A 16597-nucleotide genomic window follows, 5' to 3' on the forward strand; every position below is an offset into this window, starting at 1 on the left:
CTCCCCTCCTGTGGGGGCGTGGGCGGCGGGGGCGCCCCCGGCGACCGGGGCCGCCGCCGCAGCCGTGCCCGGGAAATCCATTGGCCTTCGCGTTCGGCTCCGGCCATGATCCGTACCCGTGAGCACGTCAAGGGAATTCCTGGTCCGGGCCGCCGCCCGCAACAACGCCGAGTGGTGCGCGGCGATGAGCGCGTCACACGGCCTGGTGGGTGAGTTCGCGGCCCAGGCCTGGGCCGCCCCGGCCCGCACACCGCTGTACTACCCCGACGCCGTGACCCTGGCGCCGGGCGCCGACCCGGCCGCGCTGGTGGCCCGGATCGACACCGCCGCGCCCTGGGCCTCCGTGAAGGACAGCTTCGCCGACCTCGACCTGAGCGGGTCCGGCTTCGAGGTGCTGTTCGAGGCGCAGTGGATCCACCGCCCGGCCGGCCCGCCCGCCTCCGCGCCGGACCTGGCCTGGGAGACGGCGGACGGCCCGGAAGCACTCCGCGCCTGGGCGCTGGCCTGGGACGACGGCGCAGGCAACGCCGACCTCTTCCGCCCCGAACTCCTCGCCGACCGCGCCACCTTCGTGCTCCTCGGCCGCTCTGCCGACGGTCGGGTGGCCGCCGGTGCGGTGGCCGGCCGCAGCGAGGACGTCGTCGGCGTCTCGAACGTCTTCGCCTCGGACGGCGGCCCCGACGCGGCCTGGCCCGGCGTACTGGCCGCACTGCACCGGCTCTTCCCCGACCTGCCCGTGGTCGGCTACGAGCAGGGCGACGACCTGGCCACCGCCGTACGCCACGGCTTCGAACCGATCGGCCCCCTACGCATCTGGCTGCAACCGGCACAGCCCTGACCCGGCGGCTTGCGGTGACGGCCCGGGCCGGTCCGATACCCGGCGGCCCGTCACTGCGGCAGCGGGCCCCGCATGGCCTGGCGTACGACCGCGGCGAACCGGTTGACGGCGCCGGGCGCCAACGCCGGGGCCGGTGCGGCGCTCGGCGTGCCCTGGCAGGTGGCGCAGTGTCCGGTCCGTTGCCCGCGGGGGAGCGGATCGCGGCAGCGGGCGCATTCCCCCAGCGCGGTGCTCCGCGCGGGCGCCGGAACGCTCTCGCGCGGCGGGGGCAGCTTGCGCGAGAGACGGTCGGCGAGCAATGCCCTCGACGAGTGCACGACGGCCGGCAGCCCGGCCGTCAGCAGTGTCCGGGCCTGTGCCTCGGTGGTTCCGCGCGCCAGCCACCGGTCGGCGGCCGGCGCCAGCGCCAGGACGTCGGCGGCGCTCAGCGCCAACCGCGGCTCCACGGCGGCCAGGCCCGCCAGCAGGGCCGCCGCACGGCCCGGGGGCGCCGCTTCGGCGACGCCCGGAACCGGCGGGGGCGGTGGGCCGTCGGGCTCGGGGCGGGAGGGTTCTTCCCCAGGGTTCTCAACCCCTTCGGGGGACCTTCCCGCCTTCCCACCGCACGGCTCACCGGTTCCCGGCCGCGCGGGAACCGGTGCCGGCGACGCGTGGGAGTGGGGCGTGTCGCTGACGGAGGTGTCGGTGCGGACCTGGCCGGTCTCCGGGTCCCGGGTCGTGCGCCGCAGGTAGTAGCCCAACGCCACCAGCTCGTCGAGGGCCTTGGCCACGCCCCGTCGGCCGAGCCCCGGGTTCTTGTCGGCGAGGGTCCGGGCGTCCTCGTGGGCGCCGTCGGGGAGGGACAGCAGGTAGCAGAGGATGCCGCGGGCGGTGAAGCTGAGGCGGCGGTCGCGTAAGACGTCGTTGCCCAGGACGGTGAACGCCCGCCTGCGCGCGGTAAGGTGGATGCGCATCGAAGACTGCTTTCTTCGGTGTCGGGCCCCGGGGTGTTGGTAGCACCGCCGGGGTCACCTTCGTTGTGGGGTTATGACGCAGAAGCGTAGACCGTCCGCAACCCGAATCGCCAGCACCGCAAGGATGTTCGCCCGATCGAGTGGGACGCGCGCGCATCGCCCCCGGTGGGCTGTATGACTGCTGCCGTGCACGTGAGTTCGCGTACACCGGCGGGCTCGGTGGTGGCACCATGGACGGACCGGCGGGAGCCTCCGGTCTCGGGGGTGGGCCCGTCCCGAACCACGGACCGGGAGTCCCCATGAACCATCGGCTCCGGCCCCTGCGACGCCAGTGCTTCCTCGCCGCCGCGGTGGCGGCCGGTCTGCTCCTGGCCGGGTGTGCCAACTCCGCCGAGTCCTCCACCGTGCGGACAAGCGGGGCCTCCGATCCGACGCGTACGGCCTCGGGCCCGGTCTCGCCCGCGGCCGCGACGAGCACCGGACCCGCCTCGGCAGCCCCCGCCGACCACGGCCTCGGCCCCGGGCTCCAGCCGCTGTGGCCGTTCTCCACCCTCGCGCAGGCCCAGGCCTGGCAGCGTTCCTACCGCGAGGGCGGCCACCAGCCCTGGCACCTGGACGCACCGGCCACCGCCCTCGCCTTCGTCCAGGGCCACCTGGGCTTCAAGGACATGGACCGGATCTCCTCGCGCTCCGTCAACGGCCGGGACGCCCGGATCGGCGTCGGCCTGGGGAGCCCGGAAGAGGCCCGCCGCGGTACCGCCGCCGTCCTCCATCTGGTCCGGTACGGCACCGGGCCGGACGCGCCCTGGGAAGTGGTGGGCACCGACGACACCACCTTGTCCCTGACCGTCCCGGCCTACGGCGCCAAGGCCGCCTCCCCCCTGCGCGTCGGCGGCCGCATCACCGGCGTAGACGAAAGCGTCCGGGTCCAGGTACGCCAACCGTCCACCCCGACCCCCCTCGGCTCCACCTGCTGCACCTCCGCCGGCGGCACGAACACCCCCTGGACCGCCACCGTCTCGTACACGCACGCCACCGACCCGGTCCTCACCGTGGTCGCCACCACCGGCGGCCACCTGGCCGACGTCGAACGCTTCGCCCTCACCGCCGTACGCACCGACTGACCCCGGGCGCTTCATCCGGACAGGGCCCGCGACCGACGCGGTCGGCGAAGCCGCCGCTCAGCGGGCGGGGGTCGGTCACGTGGGTCACCTGGGGGGCTCTCCGCCCCAGGCGGCGCGGCCTGATCGCGTCCTTGCCGTGGGGGCCGGGGGGACAGGAGGATCCCTTCGACCTGACAGGCAGGGCAAGGAGGGGGCATTGATGGGGGCGTGGAACATCCTCGGGCGGGTCGGGCTCGTGGCGGCCCTGGCCGGCGCCGGGCTGGCCGCGGGAGGGGCGGCGGCGGAGGCGGTCCCCGCGGCCCCGCAACTGATCGTGCACCGGACCACCGGGCTCCTCGACGGCGACATCGTCGACTTCTCGGTCAAGGGCGGCCCGCCCAAGGCATACGTGTGGGTCGAGCTGTGCGCCGCCGACACGGAGCCCGCGGCCTGCGACGAGGACACCGGACGGCAGTTCCGCGTCCTGCCGGACGGCACCCTGCCGGTGTCGCCGAAGAAGCTCTACGCACAACTCGCCACGGGCGCCGGTACGTTCGACTGCCGCACGGCGACCGCGGAGCACCCGTGCCGGCTCGCGCTGACGGACAACACAGGCGCCGTCCTCACCACCGTCCCGCTGCGCTTCCGGCCGCACGGAGCGCTCGAGGCCGCGCCCACCCTGCGGGTGGACCCGTCCGAGGACCTGGTGGACGGCCAGTCGGTGACCGTGACCGGCCGCGGCTACGAGCCGCAGTACCACCCGGTGGTCATGGAGTGCGTCGCGGGCGCGACCGACACCACCGGCTGCCGCAGCCGGGGCCGCCCGCCGGCCACCACCGACCAGGGACGGCTGGACGAGACCGTCGCCCTGTCGGCGGCCTTCACGGCGATCGACGGCAGCACCGTCGACTGCCGCGTCGCACCGGGCTGCGAGGTGATCGTCTTCGGGACCCGGGTCCGCGGCCCCCGATCGGTGTCCCACCCCGTCGACTTCGCTCCCGCCGAGTGACCGGCTGAGCGGGTGAACCCGGCTCCGGCGCCCGGCCGGAGCCGCGTTCAGCCGTTGCGGGTCAGCGGCTGCCCGGCGAAGCTCACCCCGGCCAGGCCGTGGGCCATGAGGTTGCGGATGTTGCCGTGGTCGGTGTCCTCCGGCGTCGCCAGCACCTTGCGGTAGTGCTCACCGAACGCCTGCAGCGCCTCCTGGTCGCTCAGCCCTTCCAGCAGGGCCAGCCCCAGCGTCTTGCAGGAGCCCTCGTTCTCGCCCGCGGCGTTCTCCAGCGAGCCGTTGCGGAAGGCCTGCGGCTGGTACGCGTAGTGCGCGGCGACGAACTCCAGGGTGGCGGCGAACTCGTGCTCACCCGACGCAAGGCTCGCCCGGAGCGAGTTCAGATCAGACATGTCGGTTTTCCTCGGCTTGGACTGACGGCCGGATGCCGTCCGTGACCCCGGACGATACCCCCGGCGAGGCCGGCCGACGGCCATCACACCACACCCCCGCACGGCCCCGTTTCCGCAGGCCACGATGTGAGACCCGGCATCCGGGGGAGCGGGCGGCCGGTACCCGGTGCGGCCGGCCGTTCACGGGCCGTCCGGAGCTCCCTGGCGCAGGAGGTCGGAGCGGGACTGGAGGATGTCCACCGCCTCGGGGATCGAGCAGCCGAGGCGGTCGCGGAGGATCCGGATGCCTTCGACGTTGCGCCCGCCGCGGATCTCCTCGTCCGCGAAGGAGAGCGGACCGGGCGTCCAGGGGGCGGCGGCGGGATCCCCGCCGGGCCAGTCGACGTCGGTCAGGGTGACGAGCAACCGGCCCTGCGCGAGCGCCACCGCCAGGTCCTCGCCGCGGGCCGTCTTCTCCGTGAAGGCGGCGGGTGCCGTGCGGTCCAGGAGGAGGACGAAGTGCTGGGCCAGGCGCCGCCGCCACTCGTCGAGCTCGCCGTCGGCGTCCAGGCGCAGATTGGAGGTCCACGCCGCCTGGGCGAGGACCGATACGAACAGCCCGAGGAAATCCGACTCGAGCAGACCGTCCGCGTGCTCGATCAGGATCGCGAGGTCCTGGGCGCCGTGTCCGGGCCCGTGCCAGTCGTGGAGGCAGTCCACGAGCGCGTCCCAGTTGTGGCCGAAGTAGCCGGGGAAGGACAGCTCCCGGGCGAAGGTCCGGAACAGGGACGCGGGATCCCGCATCTCCCGGCCGTCCAGCCGCAGGACCAGCCCGTTCTGCTGCTCCAGCGCCGCCGTCTCCGCCGCCAGCCACGGATCGGCGGGCGAGGTGAACACGACCCATGGAGAGCGTCGTTCCGTGAGGGTGGGCTCGGGTGTCATGGGCGAGATCCTGGCACGGGCCCTGCTCGGAGCTGAAAATTTACGGAGGGCCCGGATCGGATCGTCCGATTCCGTGGGACCGGGCAGGTGTGTCGGGGCACACTGCGGGCGGGGTCGGGCCGTGGTGGAAGCCGGCTCGACGGCGGGCGGGGCCGGGTCGTGGTCGGGCGGCGGGGGCGGGGGCTGCGGTCTACGCTGCGCGGGGTTGATCACATTCGAGGGGTTGGGGCGGGTCGTGGTGGAGTACACGGGCAAGTTCGAGTTGGTCTCGGCGGAGAACTTCGACGCGTACCTGAGCGCCGTGAGCGTGGGGACGGTGACCCGGAAGGCCGCGAGCACCAGCAAGCCCACCACCGAGGTCGCGGTCGACGGCGAGACGTGGACGATCCGGACGGTCACCCCCTTCAACACCGTCGAACTCGTCTTCACCTCGGGCGTGGAGTTCACGGAGCGGACTATGGACGGCCGTACCAGCGCCACGACGATCACCGTCGGGGAGGACCGCCTGGTGCAGGTGCAGCGGGTGGACGGTCTGGTCGCACGCACCACGTGGCTGTACGCCGAGGACGGCGGCATGAGCATGGTCCACACCGCGGGCGACGTCACCGCCACCCGCGTCTTCCGGCGCCTGGCCTGACCCGGACCGCACGGGCCCGCGGGTCAGGCCGCCCGGTCCTCGGTACGGTGCACCCGCAGCGCCCACAGGACGAGCGGGACCTGGAGGGGGAGCCGCGCCAGCGCCGCGGCCCGGAGCGGGGCCGGCCGGTGCCGCCAGTCGTACGCCATCTGCACGTTGGCGGGGAACACGGCGGCGAAGAGCCCGGCCGCGGCCAGCGCACCGACCCGCCGCGTGGGCGGGGCGGCGATCGCGGCGCCGATCGCGAGCTCGACGACCCCGCTCACCTGCGTCCAGGTCCGGGGCGAGCCGGGCAGGGCCTTGGGCACGATGGCGTCGAACTGCCGGGGGGCCGCGAAGTGCGCCACCCCGGCGGTTATCAGCAGGCCGCTGAGCAGTCGAGCGGAACGTCGCGTCGCAGTCATGAGCTCAATCCTTCGCCGGTCACGGTCTGACGGGGACAACAGGGCCTGGCTACCGGTCGGTAGCCTACCGGGCGCCGGTCGGTGGCAGGCAAGACCCCGACCTCGGCCATCCGGGCGGGGCCGACGGCCCGCAAGGGGGGCCGGGGCCCCCGGCACGGGTGGCCTTACACGGATGCCGGGCACACCCCGTCCCGGACGGTCAGCGGCCGTCCGCCGGCCGCGGCGGGTCCTCGCCCACCAGACCGTCCACGGCCTCCCGCAGCAGATCGGCGTGGCCGACGTGCCGGGCGTACTCGTCGTGCAGGTCGACCACGATTCGGCGCAGGTTCGGCGCGGTGCCGTCGGACCACCTGCCGTACTTCGCCGGCTGATCGAGCCCGCCGTCCGCCAGCGCTGCGGCCAGCGCGCCGCGGGAGTGCTCGACGGCCTTCTCCCACAGGGCGTACAGCTCCTCGGGCGAGTCCGCCGCCGCGCTGCGCCACACCCAGTCGGGGTCCGTCCGCGCCTGTGGCGCGTCCAGCGGCGGACCGGGCGCCTCGCCCGTGAAGTCGATGGTGTACCGCTCCTCCACCAGCGCCAGGTGCTTCAGCAGGCCGCCGAGGGTCATCGTGGAAGGGGCCAGCGCCTGGTTCAGGCCCGCCGCGTCCAGCCCTCCGCACTTCCACGCGAACTGTCGGCGGGAGCGCTCAAGGGCGAACAGCAGCATCTCGGTCTCGCCGGCGGTCGGCGACGGTTCCTGGCTGGGGCGGGGGTTGTGGTTCTCGCTCATGGCGATCACGTTAGGCTCGGTTCCGGACAATCGGCGTCCGGAATGGGGGTGCGGGCCGTGGAACGCGATGCGAGTCCCACCGCACGGGCGCTGCGCACCCTCGAACTCCTCCAGGCCCGGCCGGGCGTCACGGCCGACCGGCTCGCCGCGGAGCTGGGCGTCTCGGAGCGGGCCGCCCGGCGGTACGTCGGGATCCTGCGCGAGGCGGGCATCCCGATCGAGTCGGTCCGGGGCCCGTACGGCGGGTACCGGGTCGGCCGCGGCCTGAGGCTGCCGCCGCTCACCTTCAGCGCGGCGGAGGCTCTCGGCCTGGTCATGGCCGTGCTCGACGGCCACCACGACGCCAACGACGCGGGCCACCCGGTGGGCAGCGCCCTCGGGAAGATCGTGCGGGCGCTGCCCGAACAGGTCGCCGCACAGGCCGAGGCGGTCCGCCGGACGGCCGCCCCGGCCCCCGACCGCGCCGCCGCCCGGCCCGAGCCCGGGACCGCCACGGAGATCGTGCGGGCCTGCGCCGCGCACCGGCAGGTGCGGCTGGAGTACCGCTCCGCGGCGGGCGCGGAGCGATCGCTGCACGTCGACCCGTGGGCGGTCGTGGTGCGCCACGGGCGCTGGTACGTCCTGTGCTGGTCGCGCACCTCACAGGCGCGCCGGGCCTACCGCCTCGACCGCGTCCGGTCCGTCGAGACCCTGACCGAGCCCTTCGACCCGCCGGCCGGCCTCGACCCCGTCGCGGTGCTGGAGGAACACCTTGCCGACGGCTGGGAGTTCACCGCCGAGGTGCTGATCGAGGCGCCCTACGACGAGCTGGCCGGGCACGTCCCGCGCACCCTCGGGCGGCTCGAGCCGGTGGCCCCCGCCACCTGCCGCCTGACCGGCACCACCAGCAACCCGACCTGGTACGCCGAGCAACTGGCCGCCCTGCGCGCGCCGTTCCGCATCGAAGCGGGCGAGGAGATCCGGCACGCCACCCGCGAGCTCGGCCGCCGCCTGTTCGCCGCAGCCGACGGAGCGGTCCCGGCAGCCGGTACGCCGCCGAAGGCGGCCCCGCCACCGTCCTCGTGATGTGCCGTCAGCCGCGCTCCCCGCATCGCGGGCGCGTCGGGGAAGCCGGCCGACAGCCGGGTGCGGGGCGGCGTGGCCCACTTCGGCGGCCTCTTCGCCAAGTAGGCGCTCAGCCGGTGTGCTTCACCACGGCGTCGATGAGCGTGGGCCACAACTGCCGCGGGCGGTCGTGGCCCATGTCGGGGACCAGCAGCAGCTCGGCACCGGGGACCAGCTCAGCGGTGCGCCGCCCGCCGCTCGGGTCGATCAGCGTGTCGTCCAGGCCGTGGATCACCAGCGTCGGTACCCGCAGCCTGCGCAGCGCGTCCGCCCGCGAACCGCTGAGGATCATCGCGCCGAGCTGACGGCCCGTCCCCGCGGGGTAGTGGGCGCGGTCGTACCCGGCCGCGGCCAGCTCGCGCAGCACGGCGGCGTCGCCGTAGCGACGGGAAGCCCACACGAGCTCCCGCTCGGCCGCCGCCACATAGCCCTCCCGGTCCGCCGGCTTGGGCGCGAACAGCACCGCCTGGGCCTCGGGGCTCGGCCGGCCGTACTCGCTCTCGCCGGTGGAGGACATCATCGACGTCAGGGTCAGCACCCGCTCCGGGTGCGAGAGGGCCATCTGCTGGGCGATCATCCCGCCCATCGAGGCGCCGACCACGTGGGCGCGCCCGATCCCCAGCGCCGTCAGGAGGCCGAGACCGTCGTCGGCCATGTCGCCCAGCCGGTACGGCACCATCGCCAGGGCGGCCGGGATGTCCCCCGAGCTCACCGCGGCGATGAACCGCCCCATGTCGACCGGGTGGTCGTCGAACCTGGTCGACAGCCCGCAGTCGCGGTTGTCGTACCGGATGACGTAGCGGCCCCGGTCGGCCAGGGCCCGGCAGAAGTCCTCGTGCCAGGAGAGCAGCTGCGCCCCGAAACCCATCACGAGCAGGACCGCGGGGTCCCCGGGATCGCCGAAGGCCTCGTACGCGAGGGACACCTCGGGGGACACGTCGATGAGCGGCATGGGGCGAGCCTGCCACGGCCGGACCCGGAGCGCACGCGGGTATCCGCCCGGCGGCGAGGGGCCGCCGGACGCGCCGGGAAAACCCCGCTGACAGATCAGCCGGGCTCTGCCTATGATGCCGCCGATGAAGACCTCCTCCTCTTCGGGATCGGAGGAATCGTCCGCGCAAGGTGAGTGCTGATGGCACCTCACTTCGCGGAACCGATTCCCGCCCGCCTGCTCATGTGGCAACGCGTACGCGAGTACGCCGTGCCACCGTCCATGATCGAGAACGCCACGGCCCGCCGGGCCGCCGGTGACTGGGCCGGGGCCTGCGCCGCCGCCCGCATCGACGTCGATCTCGACCTGCGCGCCGTGCGCGATCGCCACGGCACCGACCTCGCCACCCGCCTGCGGGCCGATCTGCGCCGCCTGGCGCCCGATCTGCTGCGCTGGCACATGCCCAGGGTCGCCCCCGACGGGCGCCTGCGGCCCGGCCTCACCCTCTCCCTGGCCCGATACGCGGCCCCCGGCCGCGCCACGGCCCACCTCGTGGTGCGCACCCCGCCCGCCTGGGCGGACGCGGGCCAGCGGATGTCACTGGGGCTGTGGGAGGGGACCCGGGACGGCGCCCCCGCGTACCACCCGCATCCCCACCCCGACCGGCGCTTCCGGCTCGACCTGCACCGGCACCTCTGGGACGGCACCCGCAGCGCCGAACTGGCACGGCGGTGCCGGCCCGAGGCGTCCCCGGACGAACCGGACCACAACCAGCCGGTGGTCCATGACCCCACCCGGCCCCCGGCGCACTGGGCCGCAGAGGGCGAGCTGCTGCTGCGGGCCGAGGGGCGACCGCCCCGAGGGCGGTTCACCGTGCGGCTCGGGGCGGGCGGCCCGACCGTCCTCGAACTGGTCGCGCCCGACGACAGCCATGCGCCGGTCCTGCGGCCGGTGCGGACGCCGCCGCCGGCGCAGGAGGCCGCGGCCCTGCCGGTCCTGCCGGAGGCCGCGGTGCGACCGCTGCCGGACCTCGAACTGCTGCGGGCCGGCCTGCTCCGGCCCGACCGGCTGCACCCGCTGGTCGCGGCCGCACTGCCGGCGCCGGCTCCCGTTCCGGACGCCCGGCCCGGCCCCGCCCCGGACCCGCACCGGGTCGCATGCTCCGGCGAGGTGCACCGGATCGCGCTGCGGGACGGGGTGCTGGCGGCCGTCGACCACGACCGGTCCCAACTGGCCCGCGAGGAACTGCTCGTGGCGCTCGGCGGCCCCGGCCTGCCCTGCCTGCGGGCGATCGACGCGGTGCACCGCGACCCCGCGGCCCTGCCCGCGGTCCGCGAGCGGCTACGGCACGGCGACGCCGCCGGCGCCCTGGCCGTGGTGGAAGGCCTCCTCGGGCCCGCCGCCGTACTCCGCGACGGGCCCCTGCGGGAGGTGCTGGACGCGGCCGTGGCCGGCGGGCTCGACCACGGGATCTTCCGCTCCGGGCTGGTACCGGTCCATCCCACCGGGCTGCCGGCCGGCGACCACGGCCACCGGCCCCGGCTCGACCGCCGTCTGCCCCGAGAGCTCCGCCTCAAGCGGGTCACCCGGTCCCGGCCCCGGACCGGCCTCGCCCGCTGACGGCCTCTCACCCACGGCGCCCGCCGCCTCGGCCGCGCCCTCCCGACGGAACCCCCGTCCCCGATACCCGACAGGTGATGCCCATGTCCTCCAGCACCCTCCTCCCCGTCCCCGTCTCCGCCCCGGCCGCCGAGCGGCCCCGGCTGTCCGTCGCCGAAGACCTCCTGACACTGCTGCGCACCAGCACCACCGAACCGCGCCCCGACGAGCAGTTGGAGGCGCTGGCCCTGGCCGTGGCCGCGGACCTGCCCGTGCTGCTGTGGGGAGAGCCCGGCATCGGCAAGACCGCCGCCCTGACCCAGCTCGCCGCGTCGCTGGAGCTGCCCCTGACGACCGTGATCGCCAGCGTGCACGAACCGACCGACTTCTCCGGCCTGCCCGTCCTAGGCGAGGACCCGGCGCTCAACGGCGTCCCCATGGCCCCGCCGCAGTGGGCCGTCGAACTGGTCCGGGCCGGCCGGGGGCTGCTCTTCCTCGACGAGCTGTCCACCGCCACCCCCGCCGTCCAGGCGGCCCTGCTGCGCGTCGTACTCGAACGCAAGGTGGGCGCCCTGCAACTCCCGCCCGGGGTACGGATCGTGGCCGCCGCCAATCCGCGCGCCTCGGCCGCCGACGGCTGGGAGCTGAGCCCGCCGCTGGCCAACCGCTTCGTCCACCTGTACTGGGTGCACGACCGTGAGGTGGTGGTACGCGGCCTCGGCGGGGTCTGGCCGCGCACGGAGCTGCCCCGGCTCGACCCGGCGGGACTGGCCGGCGCGGTGGCCCTCGCCCGCCGCGCGGTCTGCGGCTTCCTGACCGCCCGGCCCGCGCTGATCCACCGGCTGCCGACCACCGAGACCCGGCGCGGCGGCGCCTGGCCCTCGCCCCGCAGCTGGGAGGCGGCGATGACGCTGCTGGCCTTCGGCACCGCCGCCGGCGCCTCCCGGGACGTACTCGCCCTGCTGGTCAGGGGCGCCGTCGGGGACGGCCCGGGCCTCGAACTGCTGGCCCACCTCGACCGGATGGAGCTGCCCGACCCGGACGTCCTGCTGGCCGACCCGGCCGCCGCCGAACTGCCGGAGCGCGGCGACCTGCGCCAGGCCGCACTCGAAGCGGTGGTGGCCGCCGTCGGGGCACGCCCCGAACGCGAGCGCTGGGAGGCGGGCTGGGCCGTGCTCGTACGGGCCCTGGAGACCGGTGCGCCGGACCTCCTGGTCGCCCCGGCGAAGGCCCTCGCCGCCCTGCGGCGCGAGGGCTGGGAGGTCCCGGAGGCGGTGGACCGGCTCGCCGCGGTGGTCGGACTGGCCCGCCGGGCCGAGGACTCGGTGGCCCGCACGGCGAAGCCGGCCGCCGGCCAGGCGGCGGGGGGACGCCGATGACCACCCCCGCCTCCCGCCCGCGCCCCCGGCCCATGGCCCCGCAGCCGCCCCCGCGCCCCCTGCGGGTCCGGGAACCGCTGCGCCCGCCTGGCCCCGCGGTCCCGCTGGACACGGAGAAGCTGCTGGCCGCCAGGCTGCACGCGGCGACCGTGCGCCCGTACCTCGCCGGCGCGCTGTTCGCGCTGCACGTGGTCGCGGACCCGTCGGTGCCCACCATGGCGGTCGACGCCCACTGGCGCTGCTACGTCTCCCCGGCCTTCGTGGCGCGCACCCCGCTGGAGGAGCTGGCGGGCGTGTGGGTGCACGAGGTCTCCCACCTGCTGCGGGACCACCACGAACGCGGCGACCGGTACGCCCGTGAGCACGGCGAGGACGGCCCCGGACAGCGACTGCGCCGCAACATCGCCGCCGACTTCGAGATCAACGACGACATCTACGGCGACGGCCTCATCAGGCCCGCCGGGGCCGTGCGGCCGGCCATGCTGGGGCTGCCCGACGGGCTGCTGATGGAGGAGTACCTGAACCGGTTCTCGATGGCCGGCCGGACCCCGCTGATGTCCTGGCTGGACTGCGGCAGCGGCGCGGACGGCCGGGCCCGGCCCTGGGAGCTGGGGCCCCAGGGCGCCCACGGACTGACCCGGCAGCAGCGCGACGCGGTCCGCTTCCGGGTGGCCGAGGCGATCACCGGCCGCCCCGGGGACGCGCCCGAGGGCTGGCGGCGCTGGGCCGACGAGGCGTTCCATCCCCCGCAGCCGTGGCGGCAGTTGCTCGGCGCCGCGGTCCGGGCGGCCGCCGGTGGCCCGGGGGCGGGGGAGGACCACAGCTACCGGCGCCCCTCGCGGCGCTCGGCCGGCGTGCCGGGCGTCGTCCTGCCCAGTCTGCGGCGGATGCCGCCCCGGGTCTGCGTGGTGATCGACACCTCCGGGTCGGTGAGCGACGCCGAACTGGGCACCGCGCTGCTGGAGGTCGCGGCGATCTCCCGGGCCGTGGGCGGGCGGCGCGACCTGGTCTCGGTCATCTCCTGCGACGCGGCGGCCGGGGTCGCCGTACCGCTGTGCCGCGCCGAGAACCTGGAGCTGATCGGGGGCGGCGGCACGGACCTGCGGTCCGGCTTCGCCCGGGCCCTGCGCTGCCGGCCCCGCCCGGACGTGATCGTCGCGCTCACGGACGGGCAGACGCCCTGGCCCTCGCACCAGCCGTCCTGCCGTACCGTCGTCGGCCTCTTCCCCCGGCCCGCGGGCGACGTGGACGAGGACGACCCGGACTACGTCCCCGAAGGCCCGCCGCCCTGGGCCAGAGTCGTCCACCTGGGCTGACGGCGACCGGACGCGGTCGAGGCGGGCGGGCGTGGCGCCGGGACTCGCGCGGGCCGGCGGTCCATGATGGCGTGGTGCGACTTGATCACGTGTCCTATGCGGTGGCCCGCGACAGCTTCGTGTCGACCGTCCAGTGGATCGGATCGGCCCTCGGTGCCGGGTTCGTCGACGGCGGCGTACATCCGCGGTTCGGCACCCGCAACTTCATCCTCCCGCTGAGCGGCGGCACCTACGTCGAGGTCGTCACCACGCTCGACCACCCCGCCGCCGACCGCGCACCCTTCGGCCAGGCGGTCGCCCGCCGCGCCGCCGAGGGCGGCGGCTGGCTCGGCTGGGTGGTCTCCGTCGACGACATGGCCCCGGTCGAGGCCCGCCTCGGCCGTGCCTCCTCAGAAGGCCACCGGGTCCGCCCCGACGGATTCGACCTGCGCTGGAAGCAGATCGGCCTGCTGGAGCTGATGGAGGATCCGCAACTGCCTTACTTCCTCCAGTGGTTGGTGCCGTCCGAGGAGCGCCCGAGCGCGGACCCGCGTACCCCCAGCAGCATCCACGGGGTCTCCATCGCCGGTGACGCCGCCTCCATCGCCGAGTTCCTGGGCGAACCGGCCGACCACCCCCTCGACCAGATCGACGTCACCTGGGTCGAGGACGAGGAACCGGGCCTGGTCTCGGTCGAGTTCGCCACCGCCAAGGGCCCGGTCACCATCTGACCCGCTCAGTCGTCCCCGTCCCCGCCGCCGGAGCTGACCGCGGTCCAGCGCCGCTTCCGTCGCGAACCGCGTACCAGCTCACCGGCGGCGAGGGTCACGGCCGCCACGCCGCGGACCCACCCGGGTCCGCCGCGCGCCGCCCACACCACGCACGCGCACCCGCCGACGGTCAGCGCCAGGACGCCGAGCAGCAGCAGACCGATCATGTTCCCCACCTCTGCGTTTCTTTCGTACGGTCGTGCCGATCTTCTCAGGCGGTGCGTACAACCCTTGAGGGGTGACGGGGGTCGTCCTGTGCGGCGCCCGATGCGCTTGACCTGTTTTTTCTCGAGGGGGAACCGTTCGTGCTGCACATCCGATCGACCCGGCGCCTGCTGCTGCCGGCCGCCACCGCCACCGTCCTCGCCGTCACGCTCGGGGTGGCCGGGACCGTCGCCGGCGCACCGTACGGCCCGGGCACCGCGTTCGCGGCCGGGGCGGCCGCCGCGGCGGCGCCGATCCCGTTCCCGAAGGGGTGGCAGGTGACGGACGCCGGGCTGACCGGCTTCCTGGCGCGGTCGCAGAACGGCGCGGAGAAGCGCTGGACCCGGTATTCCGACGGGTCCTCGCAGGGGTACGGGTACGAGACCGTGGTGCGGTCCTCACGGACCGCGGACTACCTGGTCGAACCGGGCATCACCTCGGTGACGTCCCGGAACCTGTCGACCACGTCCCTGCTGAAGGTCCCGGTGGCCCCGAGCGACGGCCAGACGTACGTCGGGGCGGCCGGCAACGCGGTGTTCACCCTCTCCGCGGACGGCACGACGCTGCGGATGCACCGGCACGCCGCGGAAGGCGGCACGGTGACCGTGACCGGTCTGCCGGCCGGCGCCGGTCGCGTCGCGGTGTCCACCGGCACCCCCGAAGACGCCCTGGTGCGCTTCGAGGACGGCGCGGTCGCGAAGTGGGGGCTGGTGGACCTCGCCACCGGCGCCGTCGGCGAGATCCACCCGCGGACCGTGGGCGCCTCCGCCGCCACCGTCGCCGTCGCCCCGACGCAGATCGCCTGGACGGAGGGCACCGGTTCGGACAGCCCGGCGCTGTTCCTCCAGGACCGGCCGACGGGCCGGGTCGAGCGGGTGCCGCTCGCGAAGGCGTGGGCGAGCAACCTGCGGATCGGCCTGGTCGGCGGCTGGGTGGTCTACGGCGAGGCGGGCGGCATCACCAACGGTGACGAGAATCCGCTCTACGCCCTGACCGCCTACGACCCGGCCACGAAGAAGAAGGTGAAGCTGCTCGACCACCTCACCTCCCTCGCGCCGGCACCCGACGGCCTGTACGTGCGGGGCGGGACGGTCGACCTCGGCGAGGGCCTGTACCGGCTGACGCCCGGCGCGGCCGGCGCCGCCCCGGTCGTCGGGATGGTGGCGAGCACCGGCGAGCCGACCCGGGTCGTCCTCGAAGGCAACGACGTCCCCGCCGTCGTACGCCTGGACGAGAACGCCGGGAAGGCGGCCCTCACCTGGCAGTTCTCCCGGCACAGCGTGAACGTCACCGTCACCCTTCGCCACGTCCGGACCGGCCGGACCCGGCAGTTCAACGCCCCGTACCCGGAGAGCGGGACCGTGACGTTCACCTGGGACGGCACCATCGGCCCGGACTTCACCCACGCGTACAACGGCGCGTACACGTGGGAGATGACGGCGAAGCCGACCAACGGCATCGGGCCCGCGACCTCCGCCTCCGGCACCTTCCAGGTCGCCCGCAAGGCCGTGCCGCACGACTTCGACGACAACGGCAGCCCGGACCTCCTCGACCGTGACACCGCCGGCCGGTTGTGGCTGAGCGACACCGCGTACTACAAGGAGTTCGAGCAGCTGACGACCCAGTCCCGCCGGCTGGTCGGCTCGGGCTGGAACGCCTACGACCGGATCGAGGCCGCGGGGAACCTCGCCGGCACGGCGGTCGGGGACCTCGTGGCCCGCGACCGGTCCGGCGTGCTGTGGCTCTACCAGGGCAACGGCCGGGGCGGCTTCGCGACGCGCACCAAGGTCGGCGGCGGCTGGCAGGGTTACGACCGGATCGCCGCCGGCAGCGACCTGAACGGCGACGGGCGCCCCGACCTGCTCGCCACCGACAAGGCCGGCACGCTCTGGTACTACAAGGGCACCGGCTCGGCCGCCGCGCCGTACGCCGCCCGCAAGAAGATCGGCAGCGGCTGGCAGAAGTTCGACGAACTGACGGCCGTCGGGAACATCGGCGGCGGCCCCGCGGGCGACCTGCTGGCCCGGGACAAGGCCGGGGTCCTGTGGCTGTACCTGGGCAAGGGCGACGGCACCTTCGCCTCGCCGACGCGGGTCGGCGCGGGCTGGGGGCCGTACCGGCAGCTCGTCGCCATCGGCGACGGCGACCACGACGGCCGCCCCGACCTGGTCGCCCTCGGCGCCACCGCCGGCTACTTCTACGGGGGCACCGGCGACTGGCGCACCCCGCTGCGGACCAGGCGCCTGGCCTCGCTCCTGCACGTCGGCGACCCGGGCCACCACGTCGCCTGAC

At 75.2% G+C, this 16597-nt stretch carries 17 protein-coding genes; 10 read left to right on the forward strand and 7 right to left on the reverse strand.

Features of this window, described 5'->3' with window-relative positions:
• Positions 1-118: 118 nt before the first annotated feature.
• Positions 119-838 carry a hypothetical protein gene (locus tag AB0O40_RS28155; protein ID WP_365047526.1) on the forward strand — a complete coding sequence of 240 codons (720 nt, stop codon included), beginning with the start codon at positions 119-121 and terminating at the stop codon, positions 836-838.
• A 50-nt stretch (positions 839-888) separates the two neighbouring features.
• On the opposite strand, the gene AB0O40_RS28160 is transcribed toward AB0O40_RS28155, so the two are convergent.
• Complete coding sequence (locus tag AB0O40_RS28160; RefSeq protein ID WP_365047529.1) at positions 889-1791, reverse strand: helix-turn-helix domain-containing protein; 903 nt, start codon at positions 1789-1791, stop codon at positions 889-891.
• A 299-nt stretch (positions 1792-2090) separates the two neighbouring features.
• On the opposite strand from AB0O40_RS28160, the gene AB0O40_RS28165 reads away from it, so the two are divergent.
• Both AB0O40_RS28165 and AB0O40_RS28170 read left to right on the forward strand, forming a co-directional pair.
• Complete coding sequence (locus AB0O40_RS28165) at positions 2091-2915, forward strand: hypothetical protein (RefSeq protein ID WP_365047531.1); 825 nt, start codon at positions 2091-2093, stop codon at positions 2913-2915.
• Positions 2916-3114: 199 nt separating this feature from the next.
• Positions 3115-3903: a neocarzinostatin apoprotein domain-containing protein gene (locus tag AB0O40_RS28170; protein ID WP_365047534.1), complete on the forward strand. Its 789-nt coding sequence runs from the start codon at positions 3115-3117 to the stop codon at positions 3901-3903.
• Positions 3904-3950: 47 nt separating this feature from the next.
• Here the strand turns inward: AB0O40_RS28170 and AB0O40_RS28175 are convergent, their stop codons facing one another.
• Together AB0O40_RS28175 and AB0O40_RS28180 are read right to left on the reverse strand one after the other, a co-directional pair.
• Positions 3951-4292, reverse strand: a complete 342-nt coding sequence (locus tag AB0O40_RS28175; RefSeq protein WP_365047536.1) for a HopJ type III effector protein — start codon at positions 4290-4292, stop codon at positions 3951-3953.
• Between the two features lie 180 nt (positions 4293-4472).
• The gene (locus AB0O40_RS28180; RefSeq protein ID WP_365047539.1) at positions 4473-5168 is read right to left on the reverse strand and encodes a barstar family protein; all 696 of its coding nucleotides are present in this window, start codon (positions 5166-5168) and stop codon (positions 4473-4475) included.
• A 250-nt stretch (positions 5169-5418) separates the two neighbouring features.
• Here AB0O40_RS28180 and AB0O40_RS28185 point away from each other — a divergent pair, with 250 nt between their 5' ends.
• Positions 5419-5850, forward strand: a complete 432-nt coding sequence (locus tag AB0O40_RS28185) for a lipocalin/fatty-acid binding family protein (RefSeq protein WP_365047541.1) — start codon at positions 5419-5421, stop codon at positions 5848-5850.
• Between the two features lie 23 nt (positions 5851-5873).
• Here AB0O40_RS28185 and AB0O40_RS28190 read toward each other — a convergent pair whose 3' ends face one another.
• The gene (locus AB0O40_RS28190; RefSeq protein ID WP_365047544.1) at positions 5874-6254 is read right to left on the reverse strand and encodes a MauE/DoxX family redox-associated membrane protein; all 381 of its coding nucleotides are present in this window, start codon (positions 6252-6254) and stop codon (positions 5874-5876) included.
• 199 nt (positions 6255-6453) lie between these two features.
• Positions 6454-7023, reverse strand: a complete 570-nt coding sequence (locus AB0O40_RS28195) for a DUF664 domain-containing protein (protein ID WP_365047546.1) — start codon at positions 7021-7023, stop codon at positions 6454-6456.
• 57 nt (positions 7024-7080) lie between these two features.
• On the opposite strand from AB0O40_RS28195, the gene AB0O40_RS28200 reads away from it, so the two are divergent.
• Positions 7081-8088 (forward strand): WYL domain-containing protein, encoded by a 1008-nt coding sequence (locus tag AB0O40_RS28200; RefSeq protein WP_365047549.1) that lies wholly within the window; start codon positions 7081-7083, stop codon positions 8086-8088.
• Between the two features lie 109 nt (positions 8089-8197).
• On the opposite strand, the gene AB0O40_RS28205 is transcribed toward AB0O40_RS28200, so the two are convergent.
• The gene (locus AB0O40_RS28205; RefSeq protein WP_365047551.1) at positions 8198-9079 is read right to left on the reverse strand and encodes an alpha/beta hydrolase; all 882 of its coding nucleotides are present in this window, start codon (positions 9077-9079) and stop codon (positions 8198-8200) included.
• Positions 9080-9259: 180 nt separating this feature from the next.
• On the opposite strand from AB0O40_RS28205, the gene AB0O40_RS28210 reads away from it, so the two are divergent.
• From AB0O40_RS28210 to AB0O40_RS28225, 4 genes are all read left to right on the forward strand, one after another.
• Positions 9260-10678, forward strand: a complete 1419-nt coding sequence (locus tag AB0O40_RS28210) for a hypothetical protein (RefSeq protein WP_365047554.1) — start codon at positions 9260-9262, stop codon at positions 10676-10678.
• A gap of 83 nt (positions 10679-10761) precedes the next feature.
• On the forward strand, positions 10762-12036 hold the full coding sequence (locus AB0O40_RS28215; RefSeq protein ID WP_365047556.1) for an AAA family ATPase: 1275 nt from the start codon (positions 10762-10764) through the stop codon (positions 12034-12036).
• A complete protein-coding gene (locus tag AB0O40_RS28220) occupies positions 12033-13352 on the forward strand; it encodes a VWA-like domain-containing protein (RefSeq protein WP_365047559.1) in 1320 nt (439 codons plus the stop codon). The genes AB0O40_RS28215 and AB0O40_RS28220 overlap by 4 nt, the downstream gene beginning before the upstream one ends.
• A 74-nt stretch (positions 13353-13426) precedes the next feature.
• Complete coding sequence (locus AB0O40_RS28225; RefSeq protein WP_365047562.1) at positions 13427-14062, forward strand: VOC family protein; 636 nt, start codon at positions 13427-13429, stop codon at positions 14060-14062.
• A gap of 5 nt (positions 14063-14067) precedes the next feature.
• Here AB0O40_RS28225 and AB0O40_RS28230 read toward each other — a convergent pair whose 3' ends face one another.
• Entirely contained in the window at positions 14068-14268 is a 201-nt protein-coding gene (locus AB0O40_RS28230) for a hypothetical protein (RefSeq protein ID WP_365047564.1), read from the reverse strand.
• Between the two features lie 138 nt (positions 14269-14406).
• Here AB0O40_RS28230 and AB0O40_RS28235 point away from each other — a divergent pair, with 138 nt between their 5' ends.
• Complete coding sequence (locus AB0O40_RS28235; protein ID WP_365047567.1) at positions 14407-16596, forward strand: VCBS repeat-containing protein; 2190 nt, start codon at positions 14407-14409, stop codon at positions 16594-16596.
• Position 16597: the final 1 nt, after the last annotated feature.

Origin of the sequence: Streptomyces sp. NPDC089919 (genome assembly GCF_040684615.1) — a bacterium.
GTDB lineage: Bacteria > Actinomycetota > Actinomycetes > Streptomycetales > Streptomycetaceae > Streptomyces.